The sequence below is a fragment of the Gammaproteobacteria bacterium genome, assembly GCA_028819075.1.
Classification (GTDB): domain Bacteria; phylum Gemmatimonadota; class Gemmatimonadetes; order Longimicrobiales; family Gaopeijiaceae; genus BD2-11.
Map to the genome: position 1 here is coordinate 184,942 of JAPPMM010000049.1, position 14,671 is coordinate 199,612.

Sequence of the window (14,671 nt, forward strand, 5' to 3'; positions counted from 1 at the left end):
GAAGTCCTTGCCGTGGAGCCGGGAGGCTCCGAGGAACGACGGCCCGCAACCCGAGCATCCTTCAGCAGCCATCCTCATCGCGTTGCCCACTACCTTCCGCCGAGCCTCCGCTAGCGATCCCGCGCGAGCCCCTTCCCGCCTGACCGGCAGTCCGCGGATGAATCCGCGCGTGCACGAAGAGCGGCGAGGCGCCGGGCTGCCAGGGCGATTTGCCCGGGCCGCGTGGTCGGCTCTCACACCTCTTCTGCTCACGGTTCTCGCGGCCGCGCCCTCGCGCGCCGCAGCCCAGGAAGCCCCACCCGTCGAAAGGCCGAACGTCTTCTTCGACTGCTCCGGTCCCAGGTGCGATTTCGACTACTATCGAACCGAGATCGACTGGGTGAACTGGGTGCGCGTGCCCGATGCAGCCGATGTCCACGTGATCATTACCAGCCTGGGCACCGGAAGCGGAGGCAGGGAGTTCCGATTCGACTACCTCGGCTACGGTCCCTACGAAGGCTACGAGTCCGCGGTGCGGTACCAGTCGTTCCCCACCGACACCGGACGCGAACAGCTCGACGGGGTCGCCCACGCACTGGGCGTCGGTTTGGCGAGCTTTGCCAGCAGCGCCGGCTTTCGCGACATCGTGACGCTGGTAAGCGCCGAGCCGCGGGACATTACGGGTGAGCGCGTGGTCTCACGCTCGGAGGTCGAGGATCCGTGGGATCTCTGGGTATTCCGCATCAACGGGAGCGGAGAATTCGACGGTGAGTCAACCCGCACGAGAACGCAGAGCTCCGGCAGCTTTTCGGTATCCCGGGTGACCCCGACGTGGAAGGTGCGCACCAACCTCCGAGGTAGCTACAACCGGCTCAACGTAGAGCTCGACGACGGCGATTTCTCGGACACCAGGGTCGACTGGAACTTCAATCAGACCGCCGTCTACTCGCTCGCCGACCACTGGTCCACCGGGATGCAGTTGCAGTCCGCGCGCACGACCCGGTTCAACCAGCGTGTCCGGGTCGAGCTGACCCCGGTTATCGAGTACAGCTTTTTCCCGTACGAGGAAGCGACGCGGCGCTCGCTGACCGCTTCCTATCGCATCGGCGCGGCGTACCGGGAATACTTCGAGACGACCACGTTCGGGGAGGATGAGGAGACCCGCGCGGAACACTCGTTCGAGATCGACTTCTCGCAGCGCCAGGACTGGGGCGACGCCGGCGTGACCCTGCAGGGATCCCAGTTCCTCCACGACACCAGCCTCTACAATATCTCGCTGCGCGGGGATATCGACTATCGCGTGGTGCGCGGCTTCAGCATCAACGCCCGCGGCAACATCCGGCGGGTCGAAGACCAGATCTACCTGTCGGCGGCGGGCGTGACCGACGAGGAGGCGCTGCTCGCGCTGCGGCTGCGGGCCACGTCGTACGACTACAACGTGCGCCTCGGCTTCTCGTTTCAGTTCGGCTCGCTGTTCAACAACGTCGTGAACAACCGTTTCCGCGGCATCCAGGGCTTCAACTGATGGCTGGGCCGACAGGACGGGGAGGCGTTGGGGGGCGGCGGGCATTCGGGAGCGCGGAGGCAGCCGGAGCGCTGGTCGCATCGTCCCCACTCGCCCGCATTCCATCGCTGCGATAACATTCCAGAGAGACTTGGACCCTTACAGGAGAACTCAGATGGCCCGCTCCTTCTTCGCGCTCGCCGCCGCCGGACTTCTGCTGGCGGCGCTGGCTCCGACCTCCGCCTCGGCGCAGTCGGGCGTCGTTCGCTCGCTCGAACACGACTATCGCGTGGTGACTGTGGCCGCGGGCCTGATCCGCCCGTGGTCGATGGCCTGGCTGCCCAACGGGGACATGCTGGTCACGGAGAAGCCCGGCAGACTGCGCATCGTCCGCGACGGTTCCCTCCTGCCCGATCCCGTGTCCGGCGTGCCGGAGGTGGTCGACCAGGGCCAGGGAGGGCTCTTCGACGTGCTGCCGCACCCGGATTTCGCGAACAACAACGTCCTCTTCATCAGCTACGCCAAGGCGGTCGATGGGGGCTCCACCACCTCGGTGCTGCGCGGAACCTTCCGGAACGACGTCTTCACCCCGGAGCGGGAGATCTTCCTGGCGAACTCGCAGGGGCGGGGCCATTACGGCGCCCGCATCGCCTTCCATCCGGACGGCACCCTGTTCGTCACCGTGGGCGATCGCCAGGCGCCCCCTTCCGGGGACCTGGAGGCGCACCCGGCCCAGAATCCGTCCAATCACCACGGAACCACGAATCGCATCAACGAGGACGGCAGCGTCCCTTCCGACAACCCCTTCCTGGGTCGGTCGGACATCGAACCGTCGATCTGGGCCTACGGTCATCGCAACGCGCAGGGGCTGGCCATCGACATGGAGACCGGCGCCGTCTGGCAGACCGAACACGGACCCCAGGGCGGCGACGAGCTCAACCTGGTGATGCCGGGCGAGAACTACGGCTGGCCGGTGGTGGGCTACGGCGTCAACTACCGCTCGGGACTCGCCATCCACAAGGGCACCATGGACGAGAACATGGCGGACCCCAGCCACGTCTGGGTGCCGTCCATCGGCGCCTCCGGCCTGATGGTCTATACTGGGGACGCCTTCCCGCGCTGGCAGGGCGACATCTTCGCCGGCGGCATGGCGCTCGAGCAGCTCGCGCGCCTGGTCATGGACGGCGAGACCGTGCAGCGGGAGGAGACGCTGGTGTACGGGATGGGGCGGATCCGCGACGTGCGCCAGGGCCCGGACGGCCTCATCTACCTCGCCATCGACCACCGCGACGAGCAGCCGACATCGATTGTCCGGCTGGAGCCCGCCGACGGACGCTGAGGGCGCCTCGCGCGGTTTCATCCACGGGCTGCTGAAGATGGTCGAGCGCGGCCCCGGACGGCCGGTAGCTGGCGTCTGAGACGGAAAGCCCCCGCGACGGGCCGCGTCTAACGGCGCCGATCCGGCGGCGGGAACAGGCCGTGGAGGACGGCCCGGTCGCCCGGCGACAGCCCGGAGTGGTTCGCGATGTCGGCCCGGCTCGCGAGCCGCTCCCGGTAGCGCATGAAGTAGCGCACGATGTCGCCGCCGTAGGCGAACGAGTACATGATGTCTTCGAAATCGGCGGTGTGCGGCAGCCCGATCGCGTGCCCCAGCTCATGGACGCAGGTCAGGTAGACGATCGTGTCCCGCAGGAGCGGGTCGTCCGCGGCCAGGCGCGCGATGGCAGGTCCCTGGAGGTCGACGCTGGGCGTCACGTAGAGGAGGGCCCGCGGCCGGCCGTCGACCAGGACGGTGCGCATTTCCCCGTACACACCGCTCCCGGGATCAATCCAGACCACGTGGATGAGCGCGTCCTCCGAGTCCGCTTCCACGAACCCCAGCCGACCGCCGCTCTCCCGCGCCCAGGCCTCGAAAGCCGCGCGGGCCAACTCGTCATCCGATGGCTGGTATCCGGGGATGCCGACCCCGTTGTCGATGAAGTAGGGGATGGCTTCGCCGGGACCCGGGTCGTCCTGGGCTGCCGCCTGCGAGGCGAGAGCCGTGGCGCCGAGCATGGAGACGCCCATCAGAGCGGAGAGACGCCCGGCTCCGCGGCGCACCCGTTCGCACATCGAGCGGATCAGCATCCGTACCCCCTGCGGATTGGAAACGACGGTGCGCAACCGGTAGCATCCGGGGCGGCCGTCACGCAAGCTCACCGGCGTGGCGGCAACGCACCGGAGGCCGCATTTCCACCCCGGCCTTGCGAGCCATTACATTCGAAGAAGCTCGCAGCGCGTGAAGAACCTGACGCAATGAGGGATCCTTACGGATGAAGGGCACCATCGCCGCGATCGCCGAACTGGTCAGCGGCAGCCACCGCGACAACCTCCAGCTGAGGCCCCTGAACCTGCTGGGCTTCGCGGTCGTGCTGGTCAGCTTCGTTGCCGCCTCCTCGATCATCTTCCATCTGCTGATGGCGCGCGAGGGTCAGGAGCACGACTGGTTTACGGGCGTCTACTGGACCCTGACGACCATGAGTACGCTCGGGTTCGGCGACATCGTGTTCCAGTCGGACCTCGGGCGAATATTCAGCATGGTGGTGCTGGTGGCCGGGGTCAGCATGCTGCTCATCTACCTGCCGGTGGCCTTCCTCCGCTTCTATGCGCCCTGGGTGGAGGCCCAGTTCAAGACCAGGGTGAGCACGCGCGTCCCCGCGGATCTCGACGGGCACGTCATCATCAGCACCTGGGACGATGTGGCCGAGGAGCTGGTCGAGCGGCTCGCGCTCTCCGGAGTCGAAAGCGTGGTGATCGAAGCCGATCCGGTGCGGGCCGCCTCCCTGCACGCGGACAAGGTGCCGGTCGTGCGCGGCGGCCTGGGGGTGCGGGCCACCTACGAGAACTGCGCCTTCGGCCGCGCGAGTCTCCTGCTGGCCAACGCGCCGGACGTGGTGAACACCAACATCGTGCTCACGGCGCGCGAGGTGTCGGAGCGCGTTCCCATCGTGGCCACCGCGGTGAACCCCGAGGGGGAGGCGGTGCTGGAGCTGGCCGGGGCCAACCATGTCGTGCTGACGGCGCGCAGGCTCGGCAAACAGTTGGCCAACAGGGTGTCGGTCGGTTCGGCGCGGGCGCTGACCGTCGGCCGCTACAAGCAGATCGCGATCGCCGAGTTTCCCATCCGCAACACCCGTCTTTCCGGGATGACCCTGGAGGACGCGCAGGTCCGCGCGCATACCGGCGTGACCGTGTCCGCCATCGCCAAGAGAGGCCACCTGGAGCCGGGGCTTCCGGACACGATGCTGCGGGAGGACTGCATCGGGCTCGCGGTGGGGAACGTGGCCGAGGTGGAGGCGCTCAACGGGTATCTGAGCGAGGGCATCACCTGCGGGGGACGCGTGCTGGTGATCGGTGGCGGCCGGGTCGGATGCGAGGTGGCGCGGGCGCTGGAAGGGCGCGGGGCGGAGGTTCGGATCGTGGAGCGCGACCCGACCCTGCGGGGAAACATCGAAGAGGTGACCAGCGACATCGTGATCGGGGACGCCGCGGACACGCGGGTGATCGAACGCGTCGGGATCAGGGAGGCGGCTTCCGTCGTGCTCACCACCAACGAGGACGCCGTGAACATCTTCCTCGCGGTCTACTGCCGGAAGCTCAACCCGGATACCATCATCGTCAGCCGGGTGACCCACCCCGAGAACGTCGAGGCCATCCACCGCGCCGGTGCCGACTTCGCCGTGAGCGATTCCCAGATCAAGATCCAGTCGGTCCTGGGCGCGCTCCGGGGCACGGAACCGATGATCTTCGGAGAGGGGCTCGACCTCTTCAACGCCGAAGTCCCCCGCTCGCTGGACGGCAAGCAGCTGCGCGAGAGCGGCATCCTGGCGCGCACCGGGCTCGCTGTGATCGCAGTGGAGCGCAACGGGGTGGTCAACCCGCACCCGCGCCCGGGGCACGTCATCCGCAGGGGCGAGCACGTGCTCTTCGTGGGAACGGCCTCGCAGCGGGACGAGTTCGAGCGCGTATTCATGTAGGGAGTTCTTCCGCGGGCTGCTACGGGAAGATCCCCCGCTCCGCGTAGATCAGCGCGATCTTGTCGATGGCCATGATGTAGGCCGCGGTGCGCAGGTCGACGCCGTGGCGGCGCGACACTTCGCAACTGGCGTGGTGCGCGTTCACCATGGTGTCCTCCAGGCCGGAGCGGACCAGGTCCTCCTCGCTCGCGCCCTTCGCCGCCGTACCCAGCACCGCCTCGGAGAGCTGGTACCCCGTCACTGCTTCCATCGCAGCCAGCAGCCGGCGGTTGCTGGCCTCCTCGAATCGCTTCTCCATCCGTCCCATGCGCACGTGGGAGAGGTTTTTCAGCCACTCGAAATATGAGACGGTGACCCCTCCGGCGTTCAGATACATGTCGGGCAGGATCAGCACGCCGCGCTCCAGAAGCATTTCCGCGGCGGCCGCGGTGGTGGGCCCATTGGCCGCCTCCGCGACGATCGAGGCCCGGATTCGCCCCGCGTTCTCGTCGGTGATCACGTTCTCGATGGCCGCGGGAATGAGGATGTCGCAGTCGGCCTCCAGCAACTCCAGGCTGTTTTCCACGTCGGTGGTCCCCGGGAAACCCAGGAGCGAGCCGTGCTCGCGGAAGTGCTTGCGGGCCGCGCGCGGATCGATGCCGGACTCGGACCGGATGCCGCCGTTGTATTCGGCGATGCCCGTGACGACGGCGCCGGCGTCGTGCAGGAAGCAGGCGGCGTGGTAGCCCACGTTGCCGAGCCCCTGGATGACGATGCGCTTGCCGCCCACGCCCCGCTGCAGGCCCAGGTCCTTCATGAACCCCTTGTCCAGGCAGGTTTCCCGGATTCCGAAGAAGACGCCCAGCCCGGTGGCGGTGGTGCGGCCGCGGATGCCGCCCTGCGCGATCGGCTTTCCGGTCACGCACCCGGCCGCGTTCAGCTTGGATGTGGCGATCTGCTCGTAGGTGTCGACGATCCAGGCCATCTCGCGGGCCCCGGTGCCGTAGTCGGGGGCGGGAACGTCGATGCCCGGGCCGATGAAGTTCTTGGCGACCAACTCGAAGGTGTAGCGCCGGGTGATGCGCTCGAGTTCGGCGTCCGAGTACTGGCGCCGGTCGATGCAGACCGCGCCCTTGGCGCCGCCGTAGGGGACTTCGACCAGGGCGCACTTGTAGGTCATGAGGGTGGCGAGGGCCACCACCTCGTCCTGGTTGGCGTGCGAGGCGTAGCGGATTCCCCCCTTGGTCGGGGTCTTGTGCATGCTGTGCTCCGCCCGCCAGGCGTGGATGACCTCGATGGTGCCGTCGTCCTTGCGGATGGGGAAGGTGAACGCATAGACGCTGTTGCACACGCGGATCTGTTCGAGGAGGCCCGGAGGGTGTTCCGTGTGCGCGGCCGCCTTGTAGAAGTGGCGGTCGACCTGGGCGGTAAAGCTGATCTCACTCATGCGGGCCCTCGATGCTCGGGTCAGGGCGGTTTGCCGGGCGCTCCGGCACCTCCGCACATTGGCACCACGGATTATCCCCGCCCCGCGCGGGTTCCGCAATCATCCCGACGCCCCGCACCCTGAACGCAACTGGAGGCCCCATGCGTTACCCGGTCCTTGCTTCCCCCGCTCGTCCGTTCGCCGTGGCGGCTCTTCTCGCAGCCCTCGCCGGGGGCGGGGCGGCCGTCGCCCAGGAGGTGGACTACTCCCGCGCCGAACGCTTTCTGACCTGGAACACCGAGCGCATGATCGCGGGGGCCGAGGTGGTCCCGACCTGGATGGAGACCGGGGACAGCGACCGCTTCTGGTACCGCAACAACACGGGGTCGGGCTACGAGTTCGTGATGGTGGACCCGGCCGCGGGCAGCCGCGAACCCCTCTTCGACCACTACCGCCTGGCGGGAGCGATGTCGCTCGCGAACGACACCAGCTACGTCCCGGACCAGCTGCCTTTCAGCATATTCAGCTTCGGCGGGAGTGAGAGCGAAATCGAGTTCACGGCGAACGATCGGCGCTTCACCTGCGACATCGCGGGCTACGCCTGCACGGTGGGGGACACGCTCACCTCGCGGCTGCCCTTCGTGGAGTCGCCCGACGGGCGCTGGGAGGCCTTCTCGCACGAGTACGACCTGTACGTGCGCCCGGCGGGGGGCGGGGACTCGATCCGGCTGACCAGCGACGGCGAAAAACACTACGCGTACGGCTACAACGAACCGCGGCCCAACCAGGAGCGGCAGGGGCCGGGGCCGCGCACGCCCACGCTGGCCTGGTCGCCGGACTCGCGCTACATCGCGGTGGCCCGCCGGGACGAGCGCGACGTGGAACACATGCACTACATCTCGTACACGTCGCAGCGGCCGCGGCACTTCTCCCAGCCCTACGCACTGCCGGGCGACTCGGTGATCCCGCTGCCCACGGTGCACATCGTCGAGCTGGAGGAGGCGGAGATGGCAGCCGGCAGCGGGGTGGGGGAGGATGGCGACGGCGCCGGCGCGGAAAACGTCCCCGCCCCGCGCGCGGCCGCCAACCGCCGGGTCGAGGTGGCGCCCGTCCCGCACCAGCTCTCCTTCGCCGGCTCGGCCCCCGACTCCGCGTGGAGCGCGGACGGCACCCGCCTGCACGTCAACTACTTCACGCGCGGCTCACAGCGGGTGTTCCTGGCCGAGATCGACGCTGCGACCGGGTCCTCACGGGTCATCCTGGGCGACTCCACCCGCACTTTCGTGTCGCTCGGGCACCGCGGCGGCGGGTCGAGCGGCGGCACCCCGTCCTGGTACGTGTCCGAGGGCGGCGACGACGTGATCTGGTGGTCGGAGCGCGACGGCTGGGCCCACCTCTACCGCTTCGACGGGCAGGGCAACCTCAGGAACCGCATCACCTCCGGCCCGTGGACCGTCGGCCAGGCGGTCTTCATCGACGAGGCGCGCCAGCGCATCTATTTCACTGCCCGCGGGCGCGAGCCGGGGCGGAATCCGTATTACGCGCACCTGTACCGGGTCGGCTTCAACGGCTCGGAGCTGACGCTGCTCACTCCGGAGGACGCCAACCACGTCATCGAGTTCTCGCCGAGCGGCAGCTACTTCGTGGACACGTACTCGCGCGTCGAGGGAGAACCGGTCACCGTGCTGCGGACCGCGGCCGATGGTCGCGTCGTGCGCGAGCTGGAGCGGGCGGACATCTCGGCCATCGAGGAGATCGGATTCATCCCCGGCGAAGTGTTCACCGCGAAGGCGCGGGACGGTATCACCGATCTCTACGGCATCCTCTACCTGCCGCCGGATCTGGACGAGAACGCGAAGTATCCGATCATCTCGCACATCTACCCCGGGCCCCAGCGGGGCAGCGTCGGGGACTGGGAGTTCAAGGGCGGCGGCGAGAACTTCGCGCTGGCCCAACTGGGCTTCGTGGTGGTGCAGATCGACCACCTGGGCACGCCGCACCGCTCCAAGGCCTTCCACGACAACTACTACGGCAACTTCATCGACAACGGCATCCCCGACCACATCGCCGTCATCCGGCAGCTCGCGGCGCGCCATCCGTTCATCGACCTGGACCGCGTGGGCATCTACGGGCACTCGGGCGGCGGGTTCGCCTCCACCGACGCCATCCTGCGCTTCCCCGAGTTCTTCAAGGTGGCGGTTTCGGGCGCCGGCAACCACGACAACCGCAGCTACAACATCTACTGGGCGGAGAAGTACCAGGGCGTCATGGAGGAAGACTCAACGGGCACTGACAACTTCGAGGCATCCGCCAACAAGACCTACGCCGCGAACCTCGAGGGGAAGCTGCTGCTGATGCACGGAGACATGGACGACAACGTCCACCCGGCGATGACGGTTCAGGTGATCGACGAGCTCATCAAGGCCAACCGCGACTTCGACCTGATCTGGGCCCCGGACCGCGCCCACGGCCTGAACGAGCCCTACTTCATCCGCCGGCGGTGGGACTACTTCGTGCGCCACCTGCTGGGCGCCGAGCCGCCGCCGCAGTACGAGATCGTGAGGCCGGAGGGGTAGCTTCCCCGCCGCGGGACGCGTTCTCACGCCGGCATGAGACGCTTTCCCTTGGGTTCCGGTATCGGATCTCCGAACTCCCTTGCGGTATCGATCCAGAGATCCATCGCTCTCGTGATGTTCTTGAGAGCGGCTTGCTGTGTGTCTCCGTGGGCCATGCAGCCGGGTAACTCCGGGACCTCGGCCACAAACGCGCGGTCGGCCTTGCTCCAGTAAAGAATGATCTCGTACTTATGCATCATTCAGGTTGTCCCCAGAGATCGTATCTCTGAATGACGCCACGCACCTGCCGAACCTGGTAGGGCTTCGCGTGTCCGTCATCGCGCTGCAGGTTGAGTTTCTCGGCAACGCCACCCCGCCTGAATATGGTGGCTTCCGCGCACTCGCTCGGTAAAGCCCAGATTCCGCAGCAAGCCACGCAGATCGTCGAAGCGGATACTCGTATCCGAGCGACCGTCGAGCACCCTCTGCAGCAGCTCTCCGCGTCGGCTCATGCGATGGATCCCTTTGGCCCAAGGATGGGGTGGGAGACCACCAGGATCGAGCCAGCCACATTGGTCCGCGGCGATTCAGGGTGAAGTCCCGCTCGACACGATGATTGGCAGGATGGCCGGGCGAAACCATAGCAAGAACGGACTCGTTGCCCGGGGCGGGGACAATCCGCCTACTCGAGCGGCCTCCCAGGGTGGGGAACCCGCTGGGCCGGACGCGGTCCTCTGAGGATGTCCGGTTTCCAGGCACGACGGTGGTCCCAACTCTCGACCGCGCGTCAGTACGGCCGCCGTGGCTCCTGGACCGGCGCTGTCTACCCGATCACGCCGGAGGCAGATCCTCCACCAGCTGGACCATGCGCTCGAGCTGGCTCTCGTCCGGGAGCCCGCCGATGCCGCCGCCCAGGTTGTCGATCATGTGCTCGGGGCGGCTCGTGGCTGGGGTGACGCAGGTTACCGCCGGGTGCGCCACCACGAACTTGAGGAAGAACTGCGCCCAGCTGTGGGCGTCGAACTCGCCGGCCCACTCGGGCACGTCGCGCCCGCTTACCCGGTTCCAGAGGCGGGTGCGGCCGAAGGGGGCGTAGACCAGCACGCCGATGTTCCGCTCCTGCGCGAGCGGCAGGATCATGTCGGCCGAGGCGCGGTTGTCGACGGCGTAGTCCACGCCGATGAAGTCGATGGGCTCGTTGCGCATGATCGCCGCGAGGTCGGGATAGCGCCGCTCGCTGGTGCTGGTGATGCCGGTGTAGCGCACCCGGCCCGCAGCCTTCTCCTCCGCGAGGATGCCGAGCTGGGTGGGCGGGTCTCCCAGATTGTGCACCTGGATGAGGTCGATGACCGGCAACTGGAAGCGGTCGAAGGAGCGCTCGATCTGCGCGCGCGCCGCCGCCGGATCGGCCCCGCCGCCCCCGCGTCCGGCCACGTTGACCTTGGTGGCCCAGAAGATCCGGTTCTGGATGCCGAGTTCGTTGGCAACGTCGCCGGCCACCTGCTCGGAGGCGCCGTAGCCGGGGGCGGTGTCGAACACCGTGCCGCCGTTGTCAACGAAGGTCTGCAGCACGTTGCGGATGGCGGTCACATCCTCGCTGCGCGCCACGCGCGAGAAGGTGGCGGAACTGCCGAGCCCCACTACCGGAATCGTCTCGTTCGTGCCCGGAATGGCCCGGGCCAGGACCTCCTGGCGCGCCAGCGACGCAAGCAGGTCGGGGGTGAGTGCGAGAGCGGCGCCGCCGCCTGCCGTGAGCCTGAGCCAGTCGCGTCGTGTGAGCGTCATCTTTCTCTCCTGAACATCGAGTGTGTTGCGGGAATCGCCTGCTTCGCGGCCACACGCCTCCAGGATGAGGCGCGAGCCCTCTCCCGCATGGACAACCGGGGCGGCCTTACCGCTGAAGAATTACGTTAGAGCCGACCGCGCCCGCGGGCACGGATGGATGCGGCGGTCGGGAGCATCGGCTCCCGACCCGTCCGCGGGCGTCACGCGACCGCCTGCACGGCCTCCACGATCTCGTCGAACGGGGGCAGGATGCCAGGGTTCTCCGCCACCCACGCGTAGGTGACGCGTCCCTCCCCGTCAACGACGAAGACCGAGCGCTTGGCCACACCGCGCAACCCGATGAGTTCGTCCTGCAGAACTCCGTATGCGCTCACTGCTTCCTTGTTGAAGTCCGAGAGGATGGGAAACGGTGCGCCCATCTCCTCGCCCCACTTCTGGTTGACGAACGGGGAGTCCACGCTGATGCCGACGACGTCGGCGCCAAGCTCGCCCCAGTGGGCCCAATTCTCGGCGACATGGCAAAACTCGGCCGTGCAGGTGCTCGTAAAGGCCAGCGGCACAAACATCAGTACCGCGGGCCGGCCACGGTGCTCGGAGAGCTTGAAGTTCGCCCCGCCGGGGGGCGCGAACACGGTGAAATCGGGCGCATCGGCGCCCACGCGGATGGGTGTCATGAAGTCGTCACCTTTCGTGTTGAGTTGCGGTGGCGACACCAAGTCGCGGCCCGCGTCGTATCGTACCGCGGCTGATGTCCTGTGCGTCGCCAATCGCGCGAGCGTTGAACCGATCGAGGATCGAGGCAAGATTGTTGAGCCCCATAATCGAGTCAACGATTGAGCCGCGCCAGAACAGCCTTCCCGTTGCCGACATCCATCCCCCACATCCCGAGGAATCCCGTCATGTCCGACACCGCAACTGCGACACCCGCCGAGACCACAACGACCACACCCACCGGCCGATTCTGCTGGCACGAACTGCTCACCAATGAACCTGCGGCCGCGGCCGCCTTCTATGGTGAAGTGATCGGCTGGGGCACGGGCGAGTGGGGTGAAGGCGGGACCCCGTATCACCTGTGGATGAATCAGGGCGTGCCGATCGGCGGGATGATGGCGCTCCCCGAGCATCTCGCGAGCACGGGCGTGCCGCCCCACTGGCTTCTGTACGTGTCGACGCCGGACGCCGACGCGTGCGCCGCGAAGGCCGAGAGCCTGGGCGGGACCGTTCTGGAGATGGTCGATGTCGATCAGGTCGGGCGCATGGCCGTGCTCAAGGATCCGCTGGACGCGGTCTTCATCGCCTACCAGCCCTCCGACGTGACGCCCGGGCACGACGAACTGGCCCAACTCGGCGAGTTCTCCTGGCGCGAGCTGGCCACCACCGACTGGGAGGCGGCCTGGGCCTTCTATTCGGAGCTGTTCGGCTGGCAGGAGGCTGACCGGATGGACATGGGCGAGGCGGGCATCTATCAGATGTTCCACCGCGGCGCGCACCCTCTGGGCGGCTTCTACAACCGGCCTCCCGAGATGCCCGTGTCAGCCTGGTTGAACTACGTGCGGGTGCCGGACGCCTTCGCCGCGGCGAAGAAGGTCACCGAGTTGGGCGGGACGGTGCTGAACGGACCCATGGAGGTACCGGGAGGCGGGTTCATCGCGCAGTGCCTGGACCCGCAGGGCGCGGCCTTCGCGGTGCACTCGGAGCCGGAGGACATGGGGCGGGGTTAGCGCGGGCTCACCCCCGAACTCCGCGCCGGCGGGCGGCACTCGGGCCACTGCGTGCCCTCCGGCATCGCCCGCCGGTCCCGCGGCATCATCTCCGGATCCTGCGACGCCAGATAGACGAACAGCGCGGTCATCACCGCATCGTCCCGCAGATCCTCGACGACGATCTTGTCGAAGGTGTCCCGGTTGGTGTGCCAGGTGTAGATGCTGGTGTCCCACCGGTTGTCGGCAATGTTCATCTCGCTGCGGCCGGCGCCGACGTGGAAGCTGAACGCCGGCACTCCGGCGCACAGGAAGGAGGCGTGATCCGTCCCGCCCGATTCGGGCATCCCCGGAATCTCCAGAGTGACCAGGTCCGACAGCTCGCTCGGGATCTGCGCCAGCCACTCGCCGAAGCGCCCGGCGGCTCCGGCGAATCCCTGCATGGGGATGAAAGTGACCGGCCCGTTCCCATGATCGACGTTGAACACCGTGTGGGTGCGCTCGAGGATCCCGGGGTTGTCCTCGACGAAGGCGCGTGAGCCGTTCAGGCCCTGCTCCTCGCCGTTCCAGAGGGCGCCGATGATGGTGCGCCGGGGGTTGGGAACCGCGCTCTTGAGGATGCGCATCGCCTCCATGATGGCGACCGCGCCGGTGCCGTTGTCGAGCGCGCCGTCCGACCCGTCCCACGAGTCGAAGTGGCCTCCGAGGATGACGTACTCCTCGGGTTCGGCGCTGCCGGGGATCACGGCGAAGGCGTTCGAGACCGGCACCTCTCCCAGGAAGCGGGCCTGGGCGTCGACGCGCAGCACCGGCCCCTGATCGTTCTCGGCCAGCCGGTACAGGAGCCCGTACGCCTCGCAGCTCAGGTCCAGAACCGGTGCCCGCTGCGCGCGGGTGCCGAAGATCTTGGTGACGCCCCAGCCTTCGGACCACTGCGAGCGGATGACGCCGGCGGGTCCGGCTGTGCTTAACGCCTCGGGTAGCGAGCGCGCATCAAACCCCGTGTTCCCCACGCGTTCGCTCCACTCCGCGCTCGCGCGCTCGCGCTCCGCCGTCATGCGGGCCATCGTCTCGGGCCGCGCGAACCACTCCAGGTTGTCGGGCGCGCGGCAGCTCGGCTCCGGGGGTGAGACGAGCACGAACTTGCCGCGCACCTCCGACAGCGATGTTTCGAAGGCTTCGGGGCTGCCCGCGTCCGGGAGGATCACCACCTCCGCCTCGACCGGCCCGTCCGTGGCCGGGCTCCACGCGGCCGCCATGCCCTCGAGCGTGCGCACGCGCGGCGCGATGAGATCGATGTGGGTGATGCCGCGCTCCCACCCGCGCCAGGTGCCGTACTGCTCCTTGTACGCTTCGATGCCCCATTCCGCGTACTTCGCCAGCGCCCAGTCGTTGGCGCCGACCATGGCCGGTGAACCGGTGAGACGCGGCCCGATCGAGTCCATCATCACCTGGCCCAGTTCGTAGACCTGCGAGCGCTCCACGCCCTCCTCCCAGATCGCCCGGATCACCGGGTCGTCGGAGGGAAACGACTGCGCGGCCAACGCCCCCGTGCCCACCAGCTCGAACGGAACCGTCATGGAGGTGAGGAAGGCTGGAACACAGATGATTACAGCTCGAACCGAGGGCCTCATGGATCGCTCCGCGATGAGGAATGGACCTGCCGCGTCCGATACTATAGAGTCCAAACGACCCAAAAACACTCGATGCGGGACGCCGCCCAACAC

General features: G+C 67.8%; 11 protein-coding genes and 1 pseudogene. 5 read left to right on the forward strand and 7 right to left on the reverse strand.

What is annotated here, in order from left to right:
• Window positions 1-157: 157 nt before the first annotated feature.
• A complete protein-coding gene (locus OXU32_13830) occupies window positions 158-1,504 on the forward strand; it encodes a hypothetical protein (GenBank protein ID MDE0075032.1) in 1,347 nt (448 codons plus the stop codon).
• Between the two features lie 154 nt (window positions 1,505-1,658).
• The gene (locus tag OXU32_13835) at window positions 1,659-2,822 is read left to right on the forward strand and encodes a PQQ-dependent sugar dehydrogenase (protein MDE0075033.1); all 1,164 of its coding nucleotides are present in this window, start codon (window positions 1,659-1,661) and stop codon (window positions 2,820-2,822) included.
• A gap of 107 nt (window positions 2,823-2,929) precedes the next feature.
• On the opposite strand, the gene OXU32_13840 is transcribed toward OXU32_13835, so the two are convergent.
• The gene (locus OXU32_13840) at window positions 2,930-3,646 is read right to left on the reverse strand and encodes a matrixin family metalloprotease (protein ID MDE0075034.1); all 717 of its coding nucleotides are present in this window, start codon (window positions 3,644-3,646) and stop codon (window positions 2,930-2,932) included.
• 149 nt (window positions 3,647-3,795) lie between these two features.
• On the opposite strand from OXU32_13840, the gene OXU32_13845 reads away from it, so the two are divergent.
• On the forward strand, window positions 3,796-5,499 hold the full coding sequence (locus tag OXU32_13845) for an NAD-binding protein (GenBank protein ID MDE0075035.1): 1,704 nt from the start codon (window positions 3,796-3,798) through the stop codon (window positions 5,497-5,499).
• A gap of 19 nt (window positions 5,500-5,518) precedes the next feature.
• On the opposite strand, the gene OXU32_13850 is transcribed toward OXU32_13845, so the two are convergent.
• Window positions 5,519-6,925 carry a Glu/Leu/Phe/Val dehydrogenase gene (locus OXU32_13850; GenBank protein MDE0075036.1) on the reverse strand — a complete coding sequence of 469 codons (1,407 nt, stop codon included), beginning with the start codon at window positions 6,923-6,925 and terminating at the stop codon, window positions 5,519-5,521.
• A 140-nt stretch (window positions 6,926-7,065) separates the two neighbouring features.
• Between OXU32_13850 and OXU32_13855 the strand changes: the two genes are divergently transcribed.
• Complete coding sequence (locus OXU32_13855; GenBank protein ID MDE0075037.1) at window positions 7,066-9,480, forward strand: DPP IV N-terminal domain-containing protein; 2,415 nt, start codon at window positions 7,066-7,068, stop codon at window positions 9,478-9,480.
• 23 nt (window positions 9,481-9,503) lie between these two features.
• Here the strand turns inward: OXU32_13855 and OXU32_13860 are convergent, their stop codons facing one another.
• The 4 genes and pseudogenes from OXU32_13860 to OXU32_13875 all read right to left on the reverse strand — a co-directional run bounded on the left by OXU32_13860 (window position 9,504) and on the right by OXU32_13875 (window position 11,918).
• The gene (locus OXU32_13860) at window positions 9,504-9,716 is read right to left on the reverse strand and encodes a type II toxin-antitoxin system HicB family antitoxin (protein MDE0075038.1); all 213 of its coding nucleotides are present in this window, start codon (window positions 9,714-9,716) and stop codon (window positions 9,504-9,506) included.
• Window positions 9,716-9,971: pseudogene (locus tag OXU32_13865) on the reverse strand (type II toxin-antitoxin system HicA family toxin). The gene OXU32_13860 and the pseudogene OXU32_13865 overlap by 1 nt, the downstream one beginning before the upstream one ends.
• Window positions 9,972-10,290: 319 nt before the next feature.
• Window positions 10,291-11,244 carry an aldo/keto reductase gene (locus OXU32_13870; protein MDE0075039.1) on the reverse strand — a complete coding sequence of 318 codons (954 nt, stop codon included), beginning with the start codon at window positions 11,242-11,244 and terminating at the stop codon, window positions 10,291-10,293.
• Window positions 11,245-11,444: 200 nt separating this feature from the next.
• Window positions 11,445-11,918: a redoxin domain-containing protein gene (locus OXU32_13875; GenBank protein MDE0075040.1), complete on the reverse strand. Its 474-nt coding sequence runs from the start codon at window positions 11,916-11,918 to the stop codon at window positions 11,445-11,447.
• A gap of 225 nt (window positions 11,919-12,143) precedes the next feature.
• On the opposite strand from OXU32_13875, the gene OXU32_13880 reads away from it, so the two are divergent.
• Complete coding sequence (locus tag OXU32_13880; protein ID MDE0075041.1) at window positions 12,144-12,965, forward strand: VOC family protein; 822 nt, start codon at window positions 12,144-12,146, stop codon at window positions 12,963-12,965.
• Here the strand turns inward: OXU32_13880 and OXU32_13885 are convergent.
• Window positions 12,962-14,578: a M20/M25/M40 family metallo-hydrolase gene (locus OXU32_13885; GenBank protein MDE0075042.1), complete on the reverse strand. Its 1,617-nt coding sequence runs from the start codon at window positions 14,576-14,578 to the stop codon at window positions 12,962-12,964. The two genes, OXU32_13880 and OXU32_13885, sit on opposite strands and share 4 nt — an antisense overlap.
• Window positions 14,579-14,671 lie beyond the last annotated feature (93 nt).

What these genes read in the sequence shown, in the direction of transcription:
- OXU32_13830 (MDE0075032.1), top strand. Translation starts at nt 158, where the DNA reads ATGAATCCGCGCGTGCACGAAGAGCGGCGAGGCGCCGGGCTGCCAGGG.
- OXU32_13835 (MDE0075033.1), top strand. Translation starts at nt 1,659, where the DNA reads ATGGCCCGCTCCTTCTTCGCGCTCGCCGCCGCCGGACTTCTGCTGGCG.
- OXU32_13845 (MDE0075035.1), top strand. Translation starts at nt 3,796, where the DNA reads ATGAAGGGCACCATCGCCGCGATCGCCGAACTGGTCAGCGGCAGCCAC.
- OXU32_13850 (MDE0075036.1), bottom strand. Translation starts at nt 6,925, where the DNA reads ATGAGTGAGATCAGCTTTACCGCCCAGGTCGACCGCCACTTCTACAAG.
- OXU32_13855 (MDE0075037.1), top strand. Translation starts at nt 7,066, where the DNA reads ATGCGTTACCCGGTCCTTGCTTCCCCCGCTCGTCCGTTCGCCGTGGCG.
- OXU32_13860 (MDE0075038.1), bottom strand. Translation starts at nt 9,716, where the DNA reads ATGCATAAGTACGAGATCATTCTTTACTGGAGCAAGGCCGACCGCGCG.
- OXU32_13870 (MDE0075039.1), bottom strand. Translation starts at nt 11,244, where the DNA reads ATGACGCTCACACGACGCGACTGGCTCAGGCTCACGGCAGGCGGCGGC.
- OXU32_13875 (MDE0075040.1), bottom strand. Translation starts at nt 11,918, where the DNA reads ATGACACCCATCCGCGTGGGCGCCGATGCGCCCGATTTCACCGTGTTC.
- OXU32_13880 (MDE0075041.1), top strand. Translation starts at nt 12,144, where the DNA reads ATGTCCGACACCGCAACTGCGACACCCGCCGAGACCACAACGACCACA.
- OXU32_13885 (MDE0075042.1), bottom strand. Translation starts at nt 14,578, where the DNA reads ATGAGGCCCTCGGTTCGAGCTGTAATCATCTGTGTTCCAGCCTTCCTC.